The 16746-nt window shown below is 70.1% G+C and carries 16 protein-coding genes and 2 tRNA genes; 8 read left to right on the top strand and 10 right to left on the bottom strand.

Features of this window, described 5'->3' with window-relative positions; genetic code table 11:
* Positions 1–150: 150 nt before the first annotated feature.
* From V1227_RS21305 to V1227_RS21315, 3 genes are all read left to right on the top strand, one after another.
* A complete protein-coding gene (locus V1227_RS21305) occupies positions 151–285 on the top strand; it encodes a hypothetical protein (protein ID WP_329787346.1) in 135 nt (44 codons plus the stop codon).
* 117 nt (positions 286–402) lie between these two features.
* On the top strand, positions 403–891 hold the full coding sequence (locus V1227_RS21310) for a PH domain-containing protein (RefSeq protein WP_442916343.1): 489 nt from the start codon (positions 403–405) through the stop codon (positions 889–891).
* Positions 888–2447 (top strand): PH domain-containing protein, encoded by a 1560-nt coding sequence (locus V1227_RS21315; RefSeq protein WP_329787347.1) that lies wholly within the window; start codon positions 888–890, stop codon positions 2445–2447. The genes V1227_RS21310 and V1227_RS21315 overlap by 4 nt, the downstream gene beginning before the upstream one ends.
* Here V1227_RS21315 and V1227_RS21320 read toward each other — a convergent pair.
* On the bottom strand, positions 2420–3355 hold the full coding sequence (locus tag V1227_RS21320) for a GlxA family transcriptional regulator (protein ID WP_329787348.1): 936 nt from the start codon (positions 3353–3355) through the stop codon (positions 2420–2422). The two genes, V1227_RS21315 and V1227_RS21320, sit on opposite strands and share 28 nt — an antisense overlap.
* Positions 3356–3432: 77 nt before the next feature.
* Between V1227_RS21320 and V1227_RS21325 the strand changes: the two genes are divergently transcribed.
* Positions 3433–4692: an MFS transporter gene (locus V1227_RS21325; RefSeq protein ID WP_329794073.1), complete on the top strand. Its 1260-nt coding sequence runs from the start codon at positions 3433–3435 to the stop codon at positions 4690–4692.
* Here V1227_RS21325 and V1227_RS21330 read toward each other — a convergent pair.
* Positions 4624–6141, bottom strand: coding sequence for a helicase HerA-like domain-containing protein (locus tag V1227_RS21330; RefSeq protein ID WP_329787349.1), 1518 nt, complete (start codon positions 6139–6141; stop codon positions 4624–4626). The two genes, V1227_RS21325 and V1227_RS21330, sit on opposite strands and share 69 nt — an antisense overlap.
* A 72-nt stretch (positions 6142–6213) precedes the next feature.
* Between V1227_RS21330 and orn the strand changes: the two genes are divergently transcribed.
* The 3 genes from orn to V1227_RS21345 all read left to right on the top strand — a co-directional run bounded on the left by orn (position 6214) and on the right by V1227_RS21345 (position 8711).
* Complete coding sequence (orn, locus tag V1227_RS21335) at positions 6214–6819, top strand: oligoribonuclease (RefSeq protein ID WP_329787350.1); 606 nt, start codon at positions 6214–6216, stop codon at positions 6817–6819.
* A gap of 66 nt (positions 6820–6885) precedes the next feature.
* Positions 6886–6958 (top strand) — tRNA-His (locus V1227_RS21340).
* Positions 6959–7085: 127 nt separating this feature from the next.
* Positions 7086–8711, top strand: coding sequence for an ABC-F family ATP-binding cassette domain-containing protein (locus V1227_RS21345; RefSeq protein WP_329787351.1), 1626 nt, complete (start codon positions 7086–7088; stop codon positions 8709–8711).
* A 4-nt stretch (positions 8712–8715) separates the two neighbouring features.
* Here the strand turns inward: V1227_RS21345 and V1227_RS21350 are convergent, their stop codons facing one another.
* Positions 8716–9852: a L,D-transpeptidase gene (locus V1227_RS21350; RefSeq protein ID WP_329787352.1), complete on the bottom strand. Its 1137-nt coding sequence runs from the start codon at positions 9850–9852 to the stop codon at positions 8716–8718.
* A 281-nt stretch (positions 9853–10133) separates the two neighbouring features.
* On the opposite strand from V1227_RS21350, the gene V1227_RS21355 reads away from it, so the two are divergent.
* Positions 10134–10207 (top strand) — tRNA-Lys (locus V1227_RS21355).
* A 461-nt stretch (positions 10208–10668) separates the two neighbouring features.
* Here V1227_RS21355 and V1227_RS21365 read toward each other — a convergent pair.
* From V1227_RS21365 to V1227_RS21395, 7 genes are read right to left on the bottom strand one after another with little or no spacing between them, the layout of a single operon-like run.
* Complete coding sequence (locus V1227_RS21365; protein WP_329787353.1) at positions 10669–11871, bottom strand: cation:proton antiporter domain-containing protein; 1203 nt, start codon at positions 11869–11871, stop codon at positions 10669–10671.
* Positions 11868–12326: a flavin reductase family protein gene (locus tag V1227_RS21370; protein WP_329787354.1), complete on the bottom strand. Its 459-nt coding sequence runs from the start codon at positions 12324–12326 to the stop codon at positions 11868–11870. The genes V1227_RS21365 and V1227_RS21370 overlap by 4 nt, the downstream gene beginning before the upstream one ends.
* Positions 12327–12361: 35 nt before the next feature.
* Positions 12362–14092 (bottom strand): tryptophan halogenase family protein, encoded by a 1731-nt coding sequence (locus V1227_RS21375; RefSeq protein WP_329794074.1) that lies wholly within the window; start codon positions 14090–14092, stop codon positions 12362–12364.
* A 28-nt stretch (positions 14093–14120) separates the two neighbouring features.
* The gene (locus tag V1227_RS21380) at positions 14121–14378 is read right to left on the bottom strand and encodes a lasso peptide biosynthesis PqqD family chaperone (protein ID WP_329787355.1); all 258 of its coding nucleotides are present in this window, start codon (positions 14376–14378) and stop codon (positions 14121–14123) included.
* A complete protein-coding gene (locus V1227_RS21385; protein ID WP_329787356.1) occupies positions 14375–14800 on the bottom strand; it encodes a lasso peptide biosynthesis B2 protein in 426 nt (141 codons plus the stop codon). Before V1227_RS21385 ends, V1227_RS21380 begins: the two co-directional genes overlap by 4 nt.
* Positions 14800–16611 (bottom strand): asparagine synthase-related protein, encoded by a 1812-nt coding sequence (locus V1227_RS21390; RefSeq protein ID WP_329787357.1) that lies wholly within the window; start codon positions 16609–16611, stop codon positions 14800–14802. Before V1227_RS21390 ends, V1227_RS21385 begins: the two co-directional genes overlap by 1 nt.
* A gap of 10 nt (positions 16612–16621) precedes the next feature.
* On the bottom strand, positions 16622–16744 hold the full coding sequence (locus tag V1227_RS21395; RefSeq protein WP_329787358.1) for a lasso RiPP family leader peptide-containing protein: 123 nt from the start codon (positions 16742–16744) through the stop codon (positions 16622–16624).
* Positions 16745–16746 lie beyond the last annotated feature (2 nt).

A 16746-nucleotide genomic window follows, 5' to 3' on the forward strand; every position in this document is an offset into this window, starting at 1 on the left:
GCGCCGGACTCGAGCCGCGACACGTAGCTCGCCGGGACGCCGGGACACGCGACGTCCTCTCGCGACGGACCGCGCCGCGAACGGGCCACCCCGCCCGCGCCGAAGATTTCAGCCCCCACCACGGCTACCCCCTGACGAACGGAGCCCCCGATGAAATTGCACACCATCGCCCGCGCCATCGCCGCCCTACTGCTGAGTTTCGGGGCTCTCACAGCGTTGGCGGGGACCGCGGCGGCCGATGACCCGGACCAGGCGTTCCACCCGCCGTACTGCATCGAGTCCTGACAGCCCTGCGCGGCCGCGGTAGTCCTGCCTCCCTCGCACGCGGGACCACCCGGCCACCGGCACACCAATTGACACACCTGGCCACACCGCCCGGAGCCGTTGAGGCACCCTTGGGGAGTGACTCCGCAACTGCGCACGCCTCGTCACCAGGTGAGCCCGAAGTCCGTCCTGCTGTGGACCATGCAGGCCGCCGTGTTCTGGCTCGTGCTGGTCGTGCCCCAGCTGGTCGTGTTCCTGCTGGTGGACGAGCCGCCGGCGTGGGAGCTGTGGGTGCTGGTCGCCACCGCGGTCGTCGGCGTCGTCCACACCGCCGTCGAACCGAGCTGGCGCTACCGCGTCCACCGCTGGGAGACGACGCCGGACGCCGTCTACACGCTCTCGGGCTGGCTGAACCAGGAGTGGCGGGTCGCCCCGGTGTCGCGGATCCAGACGATCGACACCAAGCGCGGGCCGTTCCAGCAGCTGCTCGGCCTGTCGACGGTCACGGTGACGACCGCGTCGGCCGCGGGTCCCGTGGAGATCGAAGGGCTGGAGCACGAGCTCGCGCAGAGGCTCGTCGTCGAGCTGACGAACACCACGCAGGCGACGCCGGGTGATGCCACGTGAGCACCCCGGCGGAGGTGCCGGCCGGACTGCCCGCCGCACCGGAGATCACCGAGCCGCTGCAGGAGTGGCACCGCCTGCACGTGCGGATGCTGGTCGTGCGGCCGCTCAACGAGGGCGTCGCGATGCTGGTGCCGATCCTCGTGCTGCTGTTCACCGGCAACGGCGAGAAGTGGCGGCTCATCGCGAGCGGCGTGACGGTCGCGACGATCCTCGCGTTCAGCTACCTCATCTGGCGCACCACGAAGTACCGCATCACCGACGACCAGGTCGAGCTGCACACGGGTCTGTTGACGCGCAAGCAGCTCGCGGTGCCGCGTGATCGCATCAGGACGGTCGACCTCACCTCCAAGCCGGGCCACCGGATCTTCGGGCTCTCCGCGGTGCGGATCGGCACCGGGCAGCAGGACGTCCCGGGAACGGACGGCCTCACGCTCGACGCCGTGACGCAGCAGGAGGCCGAGCGGCTGCGGGTGTTGTTGCTGCAGAAGGGAGTCGCGCCCAGGGCCGCCTCACCCGAGGAGCCCGGCGCCGAACCGGTCGCGCTGCCGGAGTCCGAGGTCATCTCGCGACTCGACCTGAAGTGGCTGAAGTTCGCGCCGCTGTCGCTGTCCGGTCTCGTCGCGATCGGTGCCCTGTTCGGCGTGCTGTCGAACTACGCCGACGACCTCGGCCTGCACCCCGTGCAGGACCTCTGGGAGTGGCTGTTCGAGCACCCGAGCCTCACGCTGTTCGCCGGGTTCCTGGTCGCGCTCGTCGTGGTCGGCCTGGTGCTGTCGATCCCGCTCTACGTCCTGCAGTTCTGGAACTACCGGCTGACCCGCGAACCGGACGGCACCCTGCGCGTGCAACGGGGCCTGCTGACCACGCGGTCGGTCTCGGTGGAGGAGCAACGGCTGCGCGGCGTCGACATCCAGGAACCGCTGCTGGTGCGCGCGGGCAGGGGCGCGAAGCTCGCCGCGGTGACGACGGGCCTCGGCTCCAAGGGCGAGAGCAACCTGCTGCTGCCACCCGCGCCGCTGTCCGTGGCGCACCAGGTCTCGAGGGACGTGCTCAAGGTCGGCAGCGACCCGACGGCGCTGCGGCTGCGCAAGCACCCGTTCGCCGCGTTGCGCCGCAGCGTCTTCCGGCACGTGATGCCGTGGGCCGTCATCGCCGCGGGCCTCGCGATCTGGGCACCGCCCTGGGCGTGGCCGATCCCGGCGGCGGTCATCCCGTTCGCCGCGCTGATCGGCTGGGACAACTACCGCTCGCTCGGCAACGCCCTCGACGAGCGCTACCTGGTGACGCGCAACAACTCCCTGGTCCGCAGCACGGTCGCGCTGCAGCGCACCGGCATCATCGGCTGGCGCATCCGGCGGTCGTTCTTCCAGCGCCGCAGCGGGTTGATGACGATCGGCGCGACCACGGCGGCGGGCGCGGGGATCTACCACGTGACGGACGTCGGCGAGTCCGACGGCCTGGCGCTCGCCGACGAGGCCGTGCCGGAGCTGCTGCGGCCGTTCCTGGTCGACGAGTCCGCTGTGGACGGTCAGGCCGACCGGAACGTCTGGCGGTAGGCGCTCGGCGAGATCCCGATCACCGCCGCCATCTGCTGCCGCAACGCCGCGCCGGTGCCGAAGCCGGCGTGGTTCGCGACCTGGTCGATCGGCAGGTCCGTGGACTCCAGCAGGTGCCGGGCCCGGTCGACGCGCTGCTGCGCCAGCCACTGGCCCGGTGACATGCCCGTCTCTGCGCGGAACCGCCGGGTGAACGTGCGCACGCTCATCCGCACCTGCGCCGCCATCGCGGCGAGGTCGAGGGGCTCCTGGAGGCGTTCCAGGGCCCACTCGCGGGCGAGCGCCGTAGAGGTGTCCGGGTAGCTCGGCACCGGGCGGTCGACGAACTGCGACTGCCCGCCCTGCCGCCACGCCGGGACGACGCAGTAGCGGGCGATCCAGTTCGCCACCTCGCTGCCGTGGTCGGACCTGATGACGTGCAGGCAGAGGTCGATGCCCGCGGCGACGCCCGCCGAGGTGAGGACGTCGCCGTCGTCGATGAACAGCACGTCCGGGTTCAGCCGCACCTGCGGGTACAGCGCGCGGAACTCGTCGGTGGTCTTCCAGTGCGTGGTCGCGGGCCTGCCGTCGAGCAGCCCGGCGGCGGCGAGCACGAACGCACCGGTGCAGATCGACATGATCCGGCGCGCGTTCGTCGTCGTCAGCGCCTCCCGCACCGCGGGTTCGAGCCGGCCTTCCCTGGCCGGCCGGTAGTGCGTGCCCGGGACGAGCACCGTGTCGGCGTCCCGCAGCACCTCCAGCCCGTGCTCGGGCGCGATGGTGAAGCCGCCGGTGGTGGGGACGGGGCGGCGGTCCGGCGAGCAGACGACCACCTCGTAGCGGTCCTCGAGCCGGGCGAACATGTGCGTCGCGCTGCCGATGTCGAACGCCACCGACTGCTCGAGCGCGAGAACGGCGATCCGGTGCATGGCCTGATTCTTTCACATGTTGGCCATCGGGCCACTGGTTGCAGCGTCGGCCTTCACCGAACCTTGTCGGCGTGAGACTGCATTGGGCCTGGGTTGTCGCGGGTGTGTCCTTCATCGCCCTGGTGGGCGCGGCGTCGTTCCGCGCGGCGCCGAGTGCGTTGATCGAGCCGTTGCGGGCGGAGTTCGGCTGGAGCACCAGCACGATCTCGCTCGCCATCTCGGTCAACCTGTTGCTGTACGGGCTGACCGCGCCGTTCGCGGCCGCGCTGATGGACAGGTTCGGTGTCCGCGTCGTCGTCACCTGCGCGTTGACGACGGTCGCGCTCGGCAGCGGGCTGACGGTGTTCATGACCGCGTCCTGGCAGCTGGTGCTGCTGTGGGGTGTCGTGGTCGGTCTCGGCACCGGGTCGATGGCGCTGGCGTTCGTCGCGACGATCACCGGACGCTGGTTCGTGAAGCACCGCGGCCTGGTCACGGGCGTGCTGACGGCGGGTGGCGCGGCCGGGCAGCTGGTGTTCCTGCCCACCGTGGCGTGGCTGTCCGAGAGCTACGGCTGGCGGCCCGCGTCGCTGGTGATCTGCATCGCCGCGCTCGCCGTGGTGCCGCTGGCGGCGTTCTTCCTGCGCGAGTACCCGCGGGACGTGGGGCTGCTGCCGCTCGGCGCCTCCGAGGACACTCCCCCGCCGCCGGCCGGTGGCGCCGCCCGCCGGGCGGTCGGCGGCCTGCTGCAGGCCGCCCGCACCCGGCCGTTCTGGTTGCTGGCCGGTGGTTTCGCGATCTGCGGGGCCTCGACGAACGGCCTGGTGGGCACGCACTTCATCCCCGCCGCGCACGACCACGGCATGCCGACGACGACCGCCGCCGGACTGCTGGCGCTGGTCGGCGTGTTCGACATCGTGGGCACGATCGTGTCCGGGTGGCTGACCGACAAGGTCGACTCGCGGATGCTGCTGGCGGCCTACTACGCGTTGCGCGGCCTGTCGTTGATGGTCCTGCCGCAGCTGTTCAGCGAGTCGGCTCACCCGTCGATGCTCGTGTTCATCATCTTCTACGGTCTCGACTGGGTCGCGACCGTGCCGCCGACCGTGGCGTTGTGCCGCCAGTACTTCGGGATGTCCGGTCCCGTCGTGTTCGGCTGGGTCTTCGCCTCGCACCAGCTCGGCGCCGCGCTCGCCGCGTCCGCCGCCGGGCTCACCCGCGACCACCTGGGCAGCTACGACCTGGCCTGGTACGTCGCGGGCGGGCTCTGCCTCGGCGCCGCGGTGCTCTCAGCGTCGCTTGCGCGAGGTGCCGAAGATGCCCCGCGTGATCTCGCGCGCCAGGGCGCTGCCCGCTGACCGCAGGAACGACTTCACCGCGCTGTTGCCGAGCACCTTCTCGACGAGTCCCGGTTCCTCCTCCCGCCGCTGGGGTTCCAGGGCTCGTCGTCGCTCTTCCTGTTGCGGTGGCGCGACCTTCCGCATCAGCTGCTCGTAGGCCGACTCGCGGTCGACGGTCTCCGAGTACTTGCCGTGCAGGTCCGATGCCCGGGACTCCTGCTCGATCGCGTCGTCGCCGATGGTGTCCATCAGCGAACGCGGCGCCCGCAACCGGGTCCACGCGACCGGCGTCGGCGCGCCCTTCTCGCTCAGCACGGTGATGACCGCCTCGCCGATGCCGAGCGACGTGAGCGACTTCTCCAGGTCGTAGTGCGGCGTCGTCGGGTACGTCTTCACCGTGCGCGCCAACGCTTTCTGGTCGTCCGGCGTGAACGCGCGCAGAGCGTGCTGGACCCGCGCGCCGAGCTGCGACAGCACCTCGTTCGGGATGTCCGTCGGCAGCTGCGTGCAGAAGAAGACACCGATGCCCTTGGACCGGATCAGCTTCACGGTCTGGGTGATCTGGTCGAGGAACGCCTTGGAGGCGTTCGAGAACAGCAGGTGCGCCTCGTCGAAGAAGAAGACGAGCTTGGGCTTCTCGACATCGCCCTCCTCCGGCAGCGTCTCGAACAGCTCCGCCAGCAGCCACATCAGGAACGTGGAGAACAACGCCGGGTTGCCCTGCAGCTCGGCCAGTTCGAGCAGGCTGATGACGCCCCTGCCGTCGCGTTCGCGCATCAGGTCGGCTGGATCGAGCTCCGGCTCGCCGAAGAACCGGTCGCCGCCCTGCGCCTCCAGGTTGACCAGAGCCCGCAGGATCACGCCCGCCGTGGAGCTGGAGACACCGCCGATGCCCTTGAGGTCGGCCTTGCCCTCGTCGCTCGTGAGGTGCTGGATGACGCTGCGCAGGTCCTTGGTGTCGAGCAGCGGCAGCCCCTTCGAGTCGGCCCAGTGGAAGATCAGGCCGAGCGTCGACTCCTGGGTGTCGTTCAGCCCGAGGACCTTCGACAGCAGGATCGGCCCGAAGCTCGTGACCGTTGCCCTCAGGGGCACACCGATGCCACCCGTGCCGATCGAGAGGAACTGCACGGGGAACGACTGCGGCTGCCAGTCGTCGCCGGTGTCCCGCGCGCGGGCAGTGGTGCGGTCACTCGCGGCACCCTGCCGCGACAGACCGGACAGGTCGCCCTTCACGTCCGCCATCAGCACCGGCACGCCGTTGGCCGACAGCTGCTCGGCGAGCAGCTGGAGGGTCTTCGTCTTGCCCGTTCCCGTCGCGCCCGCGACGAGTCCGTGGCGGTTGACCATGGACAACGGGATGCGGACGTGCGCCGTCGGCTCCACGGTCCCGTCGACCAGCACCGCGCCGAGCTCGATGGTCGCGCTCTCCGACGCGTACCCGGCGGCGATCTCAGCTTGAGCCGTCATGCACGGGGAGCGTAACCAGGTTGTCGCACGCCGCCACTCGAAGTTGACGCTCCGCGCAGTAATGTTCCGGGCGTGATGGATCGTCTGGTGTGGATCGACTGCGAGATGACCGGACTCGACTTGGGCAAGGACGCTCTGATCGAGATCGCGGCACTGGTCACGGACGCCGAGCTCAACGTGCTCGGCGACGGTGTGGACATCGTGATCCACGCTTCCGACGAAGTGCTCGCCTCGATGCCGGAAGTCGTCGTGCAGATGCACGCCAAGTCGGGCCTGACCGAGGAGGTGCGCGCCTCCGCGGTCTCGTTGGAGGAGGCCGAGGCGGCCGTGCTCGCCTACATCAAGGAGTGGGTGCCGGACCCCCGGACCGCTCCCCTGGCGGGCAACTCCATCGCCACCGACCGCGGGTTCATCGCCCGCGACATGCCGGCGCTGGACGCGCACCTGCACTACCGGATGGTCGACGTGTCGTCGATCAAGGAGCTGTGCCGGCGCTGGTACCCGCGCATCTACTACGCGCAGCCGGGCAAGGGCCTCGCGCACCGGGCGCTCGCCGACATCGTCGAGTCGATCCGGGAGCTCGCGTACTACCGGCGGACGGCGTTCGTGCCGCAGCCCGGCCCGACGACCGAGCAGGCCCAGGCCGTGGCCGCTGACCTGCTGAAGGACGTCAAGTGACCCCCTGATTTCTTTGCCGGTGGATGCCGTTGCTATGCTTTCCTCGCCGGTCAACGACTGGCAATGGTGGGTGTAGCTCAGTCGGTAGAGCACTGGGTTGTGATCCCAGGTGTCGCGGGTTCAAGTCCCGTCACTCACCCGGATAAGCCGGGTTATGTTCGCAGAAAGCGCGAACATAACCCGGCTTCGTCGTATTTCCCGGGGGCCGAGCCCCCAGACCCCGGCCGGGGCGACCCCCGGACCCCCATCTGTCGGAGCGCACCCTCATGACCACGCTCGTCGCCAAGGACCTCGCCGCCGGTCACGGTGATCGCGTCCTCTTCTCCGGTCTGGACCTCGTGGTCGCTCCCGGCGACGTGATCGGCCTGGTCGGCGTGAACGGCGCGGGCAAGTCGACGCTGCTGAAGACCCTGGCCGGGCTGATCCCCGCCGAGTCGGGCCGCGTGTCGCTGAACCCGCCCTCGGCCAACGTCGGGCACCTGTCGCAGGAGCCCGAGCGCCGCGAGGGCGAGACCGTCCGCGAGTTCCTGGCGCGCCGGACCGGCGTCGCGGAGGCCCAGGCCGCGCTGGACGAGGCCACCGAGGCGCTGACCGCCGGCAACGACGAGGGGTACTCGGACGCGCTGGACCAGTGGCTCGCGCTGGGCGGTGCCGACCTGGAGGAACGCTCGCTGGAGGTCGTGGCCGACCTGGGGCTGACCGTGGGCCTCGACGCGTTGATGACCTCGCTGTCCGGTGGCCAGGCGGCGCGGGCGGGCATGGCGTCGTTGCTGCTGAGCCGTTACGACATCTTCCTGCTCGACGAGCCGACCAACGACCTGGACCTCGACGGCCTGGAGCGGCTGGAGAAGTTCGTCACGGGCCTGCGCGCAGGCACGGTGCTGGTGTCGCACGACCGCGAGTTCCTCGCGCGCACGGTGACGAGCGTGCTGGAGCTCGACCTGCACCAGAACGCCGTGCGCCTCTACGGCGGCGGCTACGAGTCGTACCTCGAAGAGCGCGCACGGTCGCGTCAGCACGCCCGGGAGGACTACGAGGAGTTCGCCGACACCAAGGCGTCGCTGGAGGCCCGTGCGCGCATGCAGCGCGCGTGGATGGAGAAGGGCGTGAAGAACGCACGGCGCAAGGCGGGCGACAACGACAAGAACGCCCGCAAGTTCCGTGCCGACGCCACCGAGAAGCAGGCCTCGAAGGCCCGCCAGACCGACCGCATGATCGAACGGCTCGACGTCGTCGAGGAGCCCCGCAAGGAGTGGGAGCTGCGGATGGAGATCGCCGCGGCACCGCGGTCGGGTTCCGTGGTGGCGTCGCTGCGGGCGGCCGTGGTGACGCGGGGGTCGTTCACGCTCGGCCCGGTGGACCTGCAGGTCGACTGGGCTGACCGGGTCGCGATCACCGGCGCGAACGGCGCGGGCAAGTCGACGCTGCTCGCGGCGCTGCTCGGCAGGGCGGAGCTGTCGTCGGGCTACGCGACGCTGGGGTCCGGCGTCGTGGTCGGCGAGGTCGACCAGGCGCGCGGGTTGTTCCTGGGCGACCTGCCGCTGGTGGACGCCTTCGAGGAGGCCGTGCCGGAGATGACCCCGGCCGACGTGCGCACGTTGCTGGCGAAGTTCGGCCTCAAGGCGGCCCACGTGACGCGCCCGGCGGCGTCGCTCTCACCGGGCGAACGGACGCGGGCCGCACTGGCCCTGCTGCAGGGACGCGGCGTCAACCTGCTGGTGCTCGACGAGCCGACGAACCACCTCGACCTGCCCGCGATCGAGCAGCTGGAGTCGGCGCTGGAGCACTACGCCGGCACGTTGCTCCTCGTGACGCACGACCGGCGGATGCTCGAGTCGGTGCGGGTGAACCGCCACCTGACCGTGTCGGGCGGTCAGGTGGCGGTGTCCTGAAGCGTCAGCGGTTGCCCTGGACCCAGGTGGTCCACGGGACCTGCCAGTCGCCGAAGCCGTCCCACGACTCCAGGGGCGGGCCACCGGAGTTCGTGACGATCACCACGTCGCCCTGCTTGCTCGCGTCGTAGACCCACTTGGCGTTCTCGGGCGAGAGGTTGAGGCAGCCGTGGCTCACGTTGCGGTGCCCCTGGTCGCCGATGGACCACGGCGCGCTGTGGAAGAAGATGCCGCTGTTGGACATGCGGTACGCCCAGTCGACCGGCGTCCGGTAGCCGCCGTTCTCGAGGGCCAGGCCGTACGTGGTCGAGTCCATGATCATGTGGCTGTGCTTCTCCATCAGCACGTACGTGCCGGTGGGCGTCGCGTCGGCCGGCTTGCCCATGGACGTCGGCATGGTCCGCACGACCTGCCCGTTGACCTTGGTCGTCACCTGGTGGGTCTGGCCGTCGGCGTAGTGGATGACCTCGTCGCCCACCGTCGTGGTGATGACGCGGTCCTCCTGGCCGTAGATGCCGTCGCCGACGTGCTTGCCGTAGACCTTGACGTGCATGGTGATCTTGGTGCCCGGCTTCCAGAACTTCTCCGGACGCCAGTGCACCTCCTTCTTGTTGAACCAGTAGAAGGCGCCCTCGACCTTGGGCTCGGTCGTGATCTCCAGCATCTTCTCGGCCGCGACCTTGTCGGCCACCGGCTCGTCGAAGTAGAAGGCCAGCGGCTGCCCGACACCGATGGTGGTGCCGTCCTGGGGATTGGTCGACACGTACGTGAGCGTGCGCGGCTTCACCGTGGTGAAGGTCGACTCCTTGGTCTGCGCCTTGCCGTCCTCACCGGTCGCCGTGGCGACGAGCTTGTACGTCTTCGAGTACCCGAGCGGCTCGGTGTTGGTCCACTGCGTCGCCTCGGGGTTCATCTTCCCCTCGACGACCTTGCCCTCGGCGTTCGTCAGCTTGACGTCGCTGAGCTTCCCGTCCGCCGCCGTGGCGATGACCGGCAGGCCGGGCGACACGTCCGCCGCGCCGTTGTTCAGCGCGAGCGTCAGCGTGACGGGCTTCGGCGGAGGCGGCGGAGCACTCGACGACTCACCCCCACCCCCGCTCGGGCTCGCGCCACCCCCTGAACAGCCTGCGATCAGCACCACAGCGATTCCCGCCGTGACCACCCCTCGACCGCGCCTGCCCCACATCCCCATCGACGCACTTCCGATCTGCTTGTCGCGGCTCCCGAGACTGCCTGCACGTAGCGTTGTGGCGTCCCCCGATCAGGTGACGACACGATGTCCCCCGAAGTTGCGCGAGTGGCCGGATCGTTACGTGGCCGATGCGTCATCGAACAGCCGCTGACCAGGCGATTGGGAACGCGCGGAGGCGCTGTGCTAACGTTCTTCACGTCGGAACGAGCAAGCCTCCGGCACACAAACAAGCGCCGCTAGCTCAGTTGGTTAGAGCAGCTGACTCTTAATCAGCGGGTCCGGGGTTCGAGTCCCTGGCGGCGTACTCCAGAGAAGCAGGTCGAGATTCGTCTCGGCCTGCTTCTCTGTTTTTCGCGTACACATCCGAATTCTCCGTTTCCGCCTTGTGGATCATGGTTTGTGCGCCCGAGGAATCCCTGGGACCAAGGGTCACGCCGCAGCCAGGCAGGTGGTGTGCCCAGGCTGTGGTCTCGTCGTAGGTGGTGCGGCTGGCGAGGCAGCCGTGGAGGATGCCGACGAGGCGGTTGGCGAGGTGGCACAGGGCGGCGTTGTGCGGCACGCCGCGGGCGCGTTGCCGGTCGTAGTGGGCGCGGGCTCCGGGCGAGGCGCTCAGTGCGCTCACGGCCTCTCCGCTCGCTCCTCGATCTTTCACCTGCCTGCACGCTGGAGCACTGCGACGATCCGCTCCCGCGTGACCTCGACCGCTGGGTAAGAAGTCCCTGAGTTGTGCCCGCGGGCGTGCCACATGGCGCTGCCGGTCCCGGATCAGGGCACCTTGGCGCGCTGGACGTCCGCCAGCCCCGCAGCGTCGCCGCGCAGCAGCAGCCTCAGCAACGGACCGGCCATCGCCGTCGTCACCAGCGCCATCACCACCATCGACGAATACAGGCTCCGGTCGAGCACCCCGAGGCTCATGCCGACGGAGAGGATGACGAGTTCGGTGAGCCCTCGAGTGTTGAGCAGCAGTCCCAGCGCGGCCGACGACCTGGGAGGCACGCCTCCGGCGCGGGCCGCGAGGTAGCCGCCCGCGAACTTGCCGCCGATGGCCACCAGCAGGATCAGGCCCAGCTCGCCGAAGCCGGACCAGCCGATCGACGTCAGGTCCACCTGCAGGCCCGCCACCACGAAGAACACCGGTAGCAGCAGGATCGAGCTCAGTTGTCCCAGGCGGTCCAGCAGCGCGGCCGTGCCCTCCCCGGGCATCACCACGCCGAACAGGAAGGCACCGAAGATGAAGTGCAGGCCCATCCACTCGGTCGCCGCGGCGGACATCAGCAGGCCGGCCAGGCCTGGCACTGTCAGGTCGCCGGTGAGGCGTCGCAGCACCGGGGTGACGATCCACCGCATCACCGCCAGGTAGGGCAGCAAGAAGAGCAGGCGCCACTGGTCCGGGCCGTCCGCGTCGCTCACGGCCGCGACCACGGCCAGCAGTGACCACGCCGCCACGTCGTCCACCGCGGCGCACGTGAGCGCCAGGCCTCCCAGTGGCGTGCCGGTCAGGCGGAGGTCGACGAGCAGCCGTGCCAGCACCGGGAAGGCGGTCACCGCCATCGCCGCGCCCAGGAACAGCACGAACCCCAGGCGGTTCTCGGCTGGGTGTGTGCTCAGGAGGTGCAGCGCGAGCACCGTGCCGAGGCCGAACGGCAGTGCGATCGAGGAGAACGAGACGGTGACCGCCAGGGATCCTCTGCCGCGCAGCAGGTTTCGCGGGAGCTCCAGGCCCACCACGAACATGAACACGGCGAGACCGACGTTGGCGAGCGCGCTCAGGGACGGGCGCACGTCTGCGGGGAACACGGTGTTCGAGATGGCGCCGTTGAACAACGACGGGCCCAGCAGCACGCCCGCGACTATCTCGCCGATGACCGGTGGTTGGCCGCAGTACCGGGCCAGGCGGCCGAAAAGCCGTGCCAGCACGACGATCAGGGCCAGGTCGGCCAGCAGGACGGTGAGCTGTGCCGCTGTCACGAGGTCACCTCGGTCGGCAGCCTGACGTACCGGCGCATCCCGTAGAGCAACGGGTCGGTCGTCTCGCTTTCCGCGATCCGCAGCACTTCGCCGAACACCACGTGGTGGTCCCCCACCGGTTCGGCTCGTCGCACCGCGCAGTCCGCGACCGCGTGCGCGTCGTCCGGCAGGTGCGGGCCGCCGGTCTCCGCCTGCCAGCGCACGCGGGCGAAGCGGTCCAGCGCACCGGAGGCGAACAGTTCCGCGGTGGCTCTCGCCTCGCCGTGCACCAGGTTGACGGCGAAGACGCCTCGGCGCAGGACCGCCGCCAGGGTCGGGCTGCCGGTGCGCAGGCAGGCCAGCAGCGTCGGTGGGGCGAGCGTGACGCTGCACAGCGACGAGCACGTCATCCCGCGCGGCGTGCCGTCGGTGTCGACTGCGGTGATGATCGCGACCCCGGTCGGGAAACCGGCCATGAACGAACGGAATCCCGACCGGAGCGCGTCGGTCGTCACAGCATCCCGATCGGCTCGGCGCGCAGCGGACTCGCCCAGCTGTCCGCGTCGAAGAGCAGCTGCTGGTTCAGCGCCGGGTCGTCGTGGAACCGCGAGAGCGCCTCGAGCTGTGGCAGCGCGCGCCGGACGAAGGCGTCCGCCGCGTTCCTGCGGGCCTGCCACCGCGCCGGCGGCTCAGCTCGGTGCAGCAGCCTCGTCGGAACCTGCTGGCCGAGCAGGATCGTCTCCACTCCGGCGAGCCCGTAGAACGTAGGTGCGTTGCCCTGGACGAAAGTCCGCAGCAGCGGGTTGCGGTAGCGCAGCGGTGCGCCGGTCGCGTACATGTCCAGCATCGGCTGTGCGCCGGAGATGTCGGCGTTCGCGCGCACTTCCCGCCAGAACGGCGTGTCGCGCCTGGTGTTGAACCGGTAGTGGATGGACAGGAACCACCGCAGCGCGTCCCACCTGTTCGCGAGGCCCACGTTGACCATGTCGCGGCACTGCGGGTCCGCCCACGAGCCGGGCAGCGAGGCCACCAGCGCCTGGACGCTCGACGTGATCATCAGGATGCCGGTCGACTCCAGCGGTTCGACGAACGCGTAGGAGTTGCCGATCGCCATCACGTTGCCACGCCACGCTTTCTCGTGACGGCCGACGCGGAACCGGACGAACCGCGGTTCGCTGACGCCGGGGAAGCGCGCAGCGAGTTCCGCGGCGGCCCGGTCGTCGGAGATCGCGTTCGACGAGTAGACGTAGCCGAGGTGGTCGTCCTGCGGCGTGGGGATGCCCCAGCACCAGCCGGAGTTCATCGTGATGGCGCTGGTGTACGGTTTCAGGTTCCCGCCGTGGCCGACGTTGCCGGTCACGGCGGAGTCGGTGAAGAGGCTGTTCGCGTAGCTGTGGAACGGCGTGCGGAAGGCCTTGCCCAGCAGCATCGAGCGGAATCCCGAGCAGTCGACGTAGAAGTCGTAGGAGAGCTTGCGGCCGTCGGAGGTGTGCAGGTGGTCCACCCAGTCGTCACCGCTGAGCGCCACGTCCTCGATCCTCGCCTCGACGTGCTGGACGCCGCGCTGCTTGGCGATGTCGGCGAGGTAGCTCACGAAACGGGCGTTGTCGAGGTGGTAGGCGAACGGCAGGTACTTCATCAGCGACAGGTGCCGGTCACCCGCATCGAACACCGGCGCGCGCTCCGCGCTCATCAGCAACGACTGCAGCGTGTACCCGTCGATGCCGCCGCCGGCGTCGACCGCGCCCGCCGTGCCGATCGAGTTGCTGTCCCAGTCGAACGGCGCCATGAACCCGTCCGGCCGCGGGCCCCACTCGAAGCGGATGCCCTGCTTCCAGGTCGGTCGCACCTGCCGGTAGAAGTCCTCGACGTCGATGCCGAGGTAGTGGTGCAGGAAGATCACGATGCCGGGAACGGTGGCCTCGCCGACGCCGATGATCGGGATCGACGGGGACTCGATCAGCGACACCTCGAGCCACGGCCTCTTGGTGCGCAACGCGATGGCCGTCAGGTAACCGGCTGTGCCGCCACCGACGACGGCGACCCTGCGGATCGCCCTCTCGTCGTCCACCGCGGGTCTCGGCAGCATCTCCACCAGCGGTTCGTGGTTGCTGCGCAACGAGATTCCCGGTAACCGAGGCGCGTCGGCGGCGCCGCCGAGCCACTCGCGCACCGCCGCTGACTCGTGGTCGGAGAAGGTCTCCACCAGCTCGTCGAGTGCCGATGGCCGTCCAGTGTTCATCTTCACGAGTGGTTCCCCCAGAACCTCGTCAGCCGGCAATGAGATCAGCGGAACGCAGGTGGCCGACGAACACGTCGACGTCGGACCGCACGTCGGCGACGTCGACGCCCGCGCTCGCCGCGATGCGTTCCGCGATCTGGTCTGCGGTGTCCCCGGCCGCCAGCCGTTCCAGGACGTACGCAGCGGTCGGGTTGAGCTGCCAGTAGCGGCCGGTCCGTTCGTCCAGCACGACCATGCCGTCCTCTGCGCGCGTCATCGACACCTGTGCGCGTGGGCGCAACGTCATCGCGAACCTCCCCTTGGTCCAACCGTGATCAACGACTTCCACCGGCTCATGTCGCCGGTCTCCCCCACCGCCCTGCCCTCGGCCTCCACCCAGGCGTGCGCGCGGAACGGGTGGATCTGCGCGCCCACGTGCCATGTCGGCCAACGGCCTCGCAGCCGGCACAGCAACGCGACCGCGATCGACCTCGGCAGGCACCCGTCACCCGCGACCATCACGCTGCTGGCGAGGACCGCCCGGTGGGCCGCCGCTGCCTCCTCGTACGTCGCGGGCCGGGCGCCTTTCGACACGGCGGTGAGCACTCGGCGGATGCGTTGAGGTGACCTGGTCCCGAGCACTCGTGCCACGAGCACCGCGGCCGATGCGGGAACACCTCGGATCGTGCCGGCCGCGGGGCGGGTGAGGGCCGTCGCTTTGGCTTTCATCAGCTCGCACTCCTCATCGCGACGGCGGACGCGCCACGCAGCCAGGTCTCGCAGTTGAACGTCATCACCATGATCGGCAGCGCCGGTCCCGGCGGGGGCGGCCCGAGGACGGCGAGGCGCAGTGCCTCCGCGTCGACCAGGCCGAGGTCGGCGAGCAGCAGGTCGTCGCACAACGCGGCGAGCCTCGACCGTTGCGCGCGCAGTCCCGAGTGCACGTCCTCGGACATGTCGTTCTTGGTCGAGCGCCGCACGATCCCGGCGGGCACGACGTCGCGCAGCGCGGCGGTCAGCAGCGGTTTGAACGCCCAGGGAGTGCTGCGCTCGTGCGGGAGCACGGACAGGCACGCCTCGACGACCCGGTCGTCCAGGAACGGTGCTGCCGTCCGCACCCCCTGGGTCGCGGTGAGCTGCCCGATGAGCCGGGCGACCCGCCCGGACGCCCTGATCTGCTCCAGGGCGAGGTGCTCGCTCCTGTTTTCCGCCAACGGTTCCGCGTCCACGGCGGCTCTGTCGAGCGCGTCCACGACGAGCCGGGTGCCCGCCTCGGTGAGCCACGTCGGCAACCGCAGCGGGTGGTTCCAGCTCGCAGGGGGCAGCCGGGCACCGGGCAACGGCGACGCGACCTGCCGTGCGCCCTGCGCGAGCCAGTCCCGGTAGGACTGCCTGTCCCGCAACGCCTGCCAGGTCTGGCTCACCGACCACCGCTTCAACCCGCGGTGGCCACGCACGTGGTCGAGTGCGAGCAACGGATCGCGCCGTGCCAGACCGTGCACGTAGTTCGGCGGTGCGGACAGCACCTCGTCCCCGCCGTGGCCGGTGAAGTGGAGCGTGGAGCCGCGGGCCCGCACCCGCCGGGCGATCTCCGTGAACCGCGCTCCCTGCAGGCCGAGGAACGGTTCGTCGTGCGGCTGCAGCGGGTCGAAGAGTCCCTCGAACGGCAATGGCAGGTCGCTCGCGGGCATGAGCAGGTGTTCCGCCCGCGGCATTCGTGCCGCGGCGTCGACGGCGATCGCGGTGTCGTCGTCCTCACTCGTCAGCCCCGTCATGGTGACCGCCAGCAACTCCGGGTTGTGCTGCCAGGCGAGGAACCCCACGGGCGTGGAGTCCATCCCCCCGGACAGGTCGCAGCTGATCGTCGGCCGCGACCGGGCACTGTCGCCGACGGCTTCGACGAGCGCGTCCCGCAACCGGTCCGCGCCCTCTGCCAGGGTGAGGCTCGGGGCCGGCGGCGTCCACCAGCGCACGACGTCCGGTGTGCCGCCCGGCGCGGCGTAGTGGCCGGGTGCGACCGCGGTGACCCCGCGCCACATCGTGGACGAGGTGAGCGGATGCGGAACCGACGGGAACAGCAACCGCAGGGCGGCGGACTCCTCGTCCAGTTCCGCGGCGGCGATCTCGGCGACGAGGTCCGCCCGGTTCGCGGCGACACCGCCGCCGGTGAACATCCGCCGAGTGTTGGAGATCGTGCCCTGTGCGCGGATCCGGCCTCCCAGTGAGGCCACCACGTGGTGACTGCCGGGCAACGCCGGGACGACGCGGTCGAGCTGCCGCACGTCCGTGACATCGCGCAGCAATGCCTCGAGCCGTGCTTCGGCGAGCGGGCAGAAGCCGATCAGTGCGACGACGCCGTGCCGGCTCCGGAACGTACGGAGGTCGTCGTCGCAGAGGACGCCCACGATCAGCGGGCGACCGGACGGATGGGTGACCAGCACCTCCGCCCCGTGGCGATGGGTACGAGCGGCGAGAACGCCGTCGTCGTCCGCAAGGACGACGAACGCGTTCTCGCCGCCGTCAGCGTGAGGCTGAGGCACTAACGGATCCTCAGTCCCACAGCCAAGCGGTGTCCCACGGGTTCTGGCTGCCGATGCCGTTGGTGAGGTCGGCGAAGTCACCGATCTCGGCCATCAGCGGCTGTTCATACCCACCCGGCTTGATTTCTTCCATGG

Source organism: Lentzea sp. DG1S-22 (genome assembly GCF_036321065.1).
GTDB classification, from domain to species: domain Bacteria; phylum Actinomycetota; class Actinomycetes; order Mycobacteriales; family Pseudonocardiaceae; genus Lentzea; species Lentzea jiangxiensis.

Coding starts and splice junctions, on each gene's coding strand:
- V1227_RS21305 (WP_329787346.1), top strand. CDS start 151: ATGAAATTGCACACCATCGCCCGCGCCATCGCCGCCCTACTGCTGAGT.
- V1227_RS21320 (WP_329787348.1), bottom strand. CDS start 3,355: ATGCACCGGATCGCCGTTCTCGCGCTCGAGCAGTCGGTGGCGTTCGAC.
- V1227_RS21330 (WP_329787349.1), bottom strand. CDS start 6,141: ATGACGGCTCAAGCTGAGATCGCCGCCGGGTACGCGTCGGAGAGCGCG.
- V1227_RS21345 (WP_329787351.1), top strand. CDS start 7,086: ATGACCACGCTCGTCGCCAAGGACCTCGCCGCCGGTCACGGTGATCGC.
- V1227_RS21370 (WP_329787354.1), bottom strand. CDS start 12,326: ATGGCCGGTTTCCCGACCGGGGTCGCGATCATCACCGCAGTCGACACC.
- V1227_RS21375 (WP_329794074.1), bottom strand. CDS start 14,092: ATGAACACTGGACGGCCATCGGCACTCGACGAGCTGGTGGAGACCTTC.
- V1227_RS21380 (WP_329787355.1), bottom strand. CDS start 14,378: ATGACGTTGCGCCCACGCGCACAGGTGTCGATGACGCGCGCAGAGGAC.
- V1227_RS21385 (WP_329787356.1), bottom strand. CDS start 14,800: ATGAAAGCCAAAGCGACGGCCCTCACCCGCCCCGCGGCCGGCACGATC.
- V1227_RS21395 (WP_329787358.1), bottom strand. CDS start 16,744: ATGGAAGAAATCAAGCCGGGTGGGTATGAACAGCCGCTGATGGCCGAG.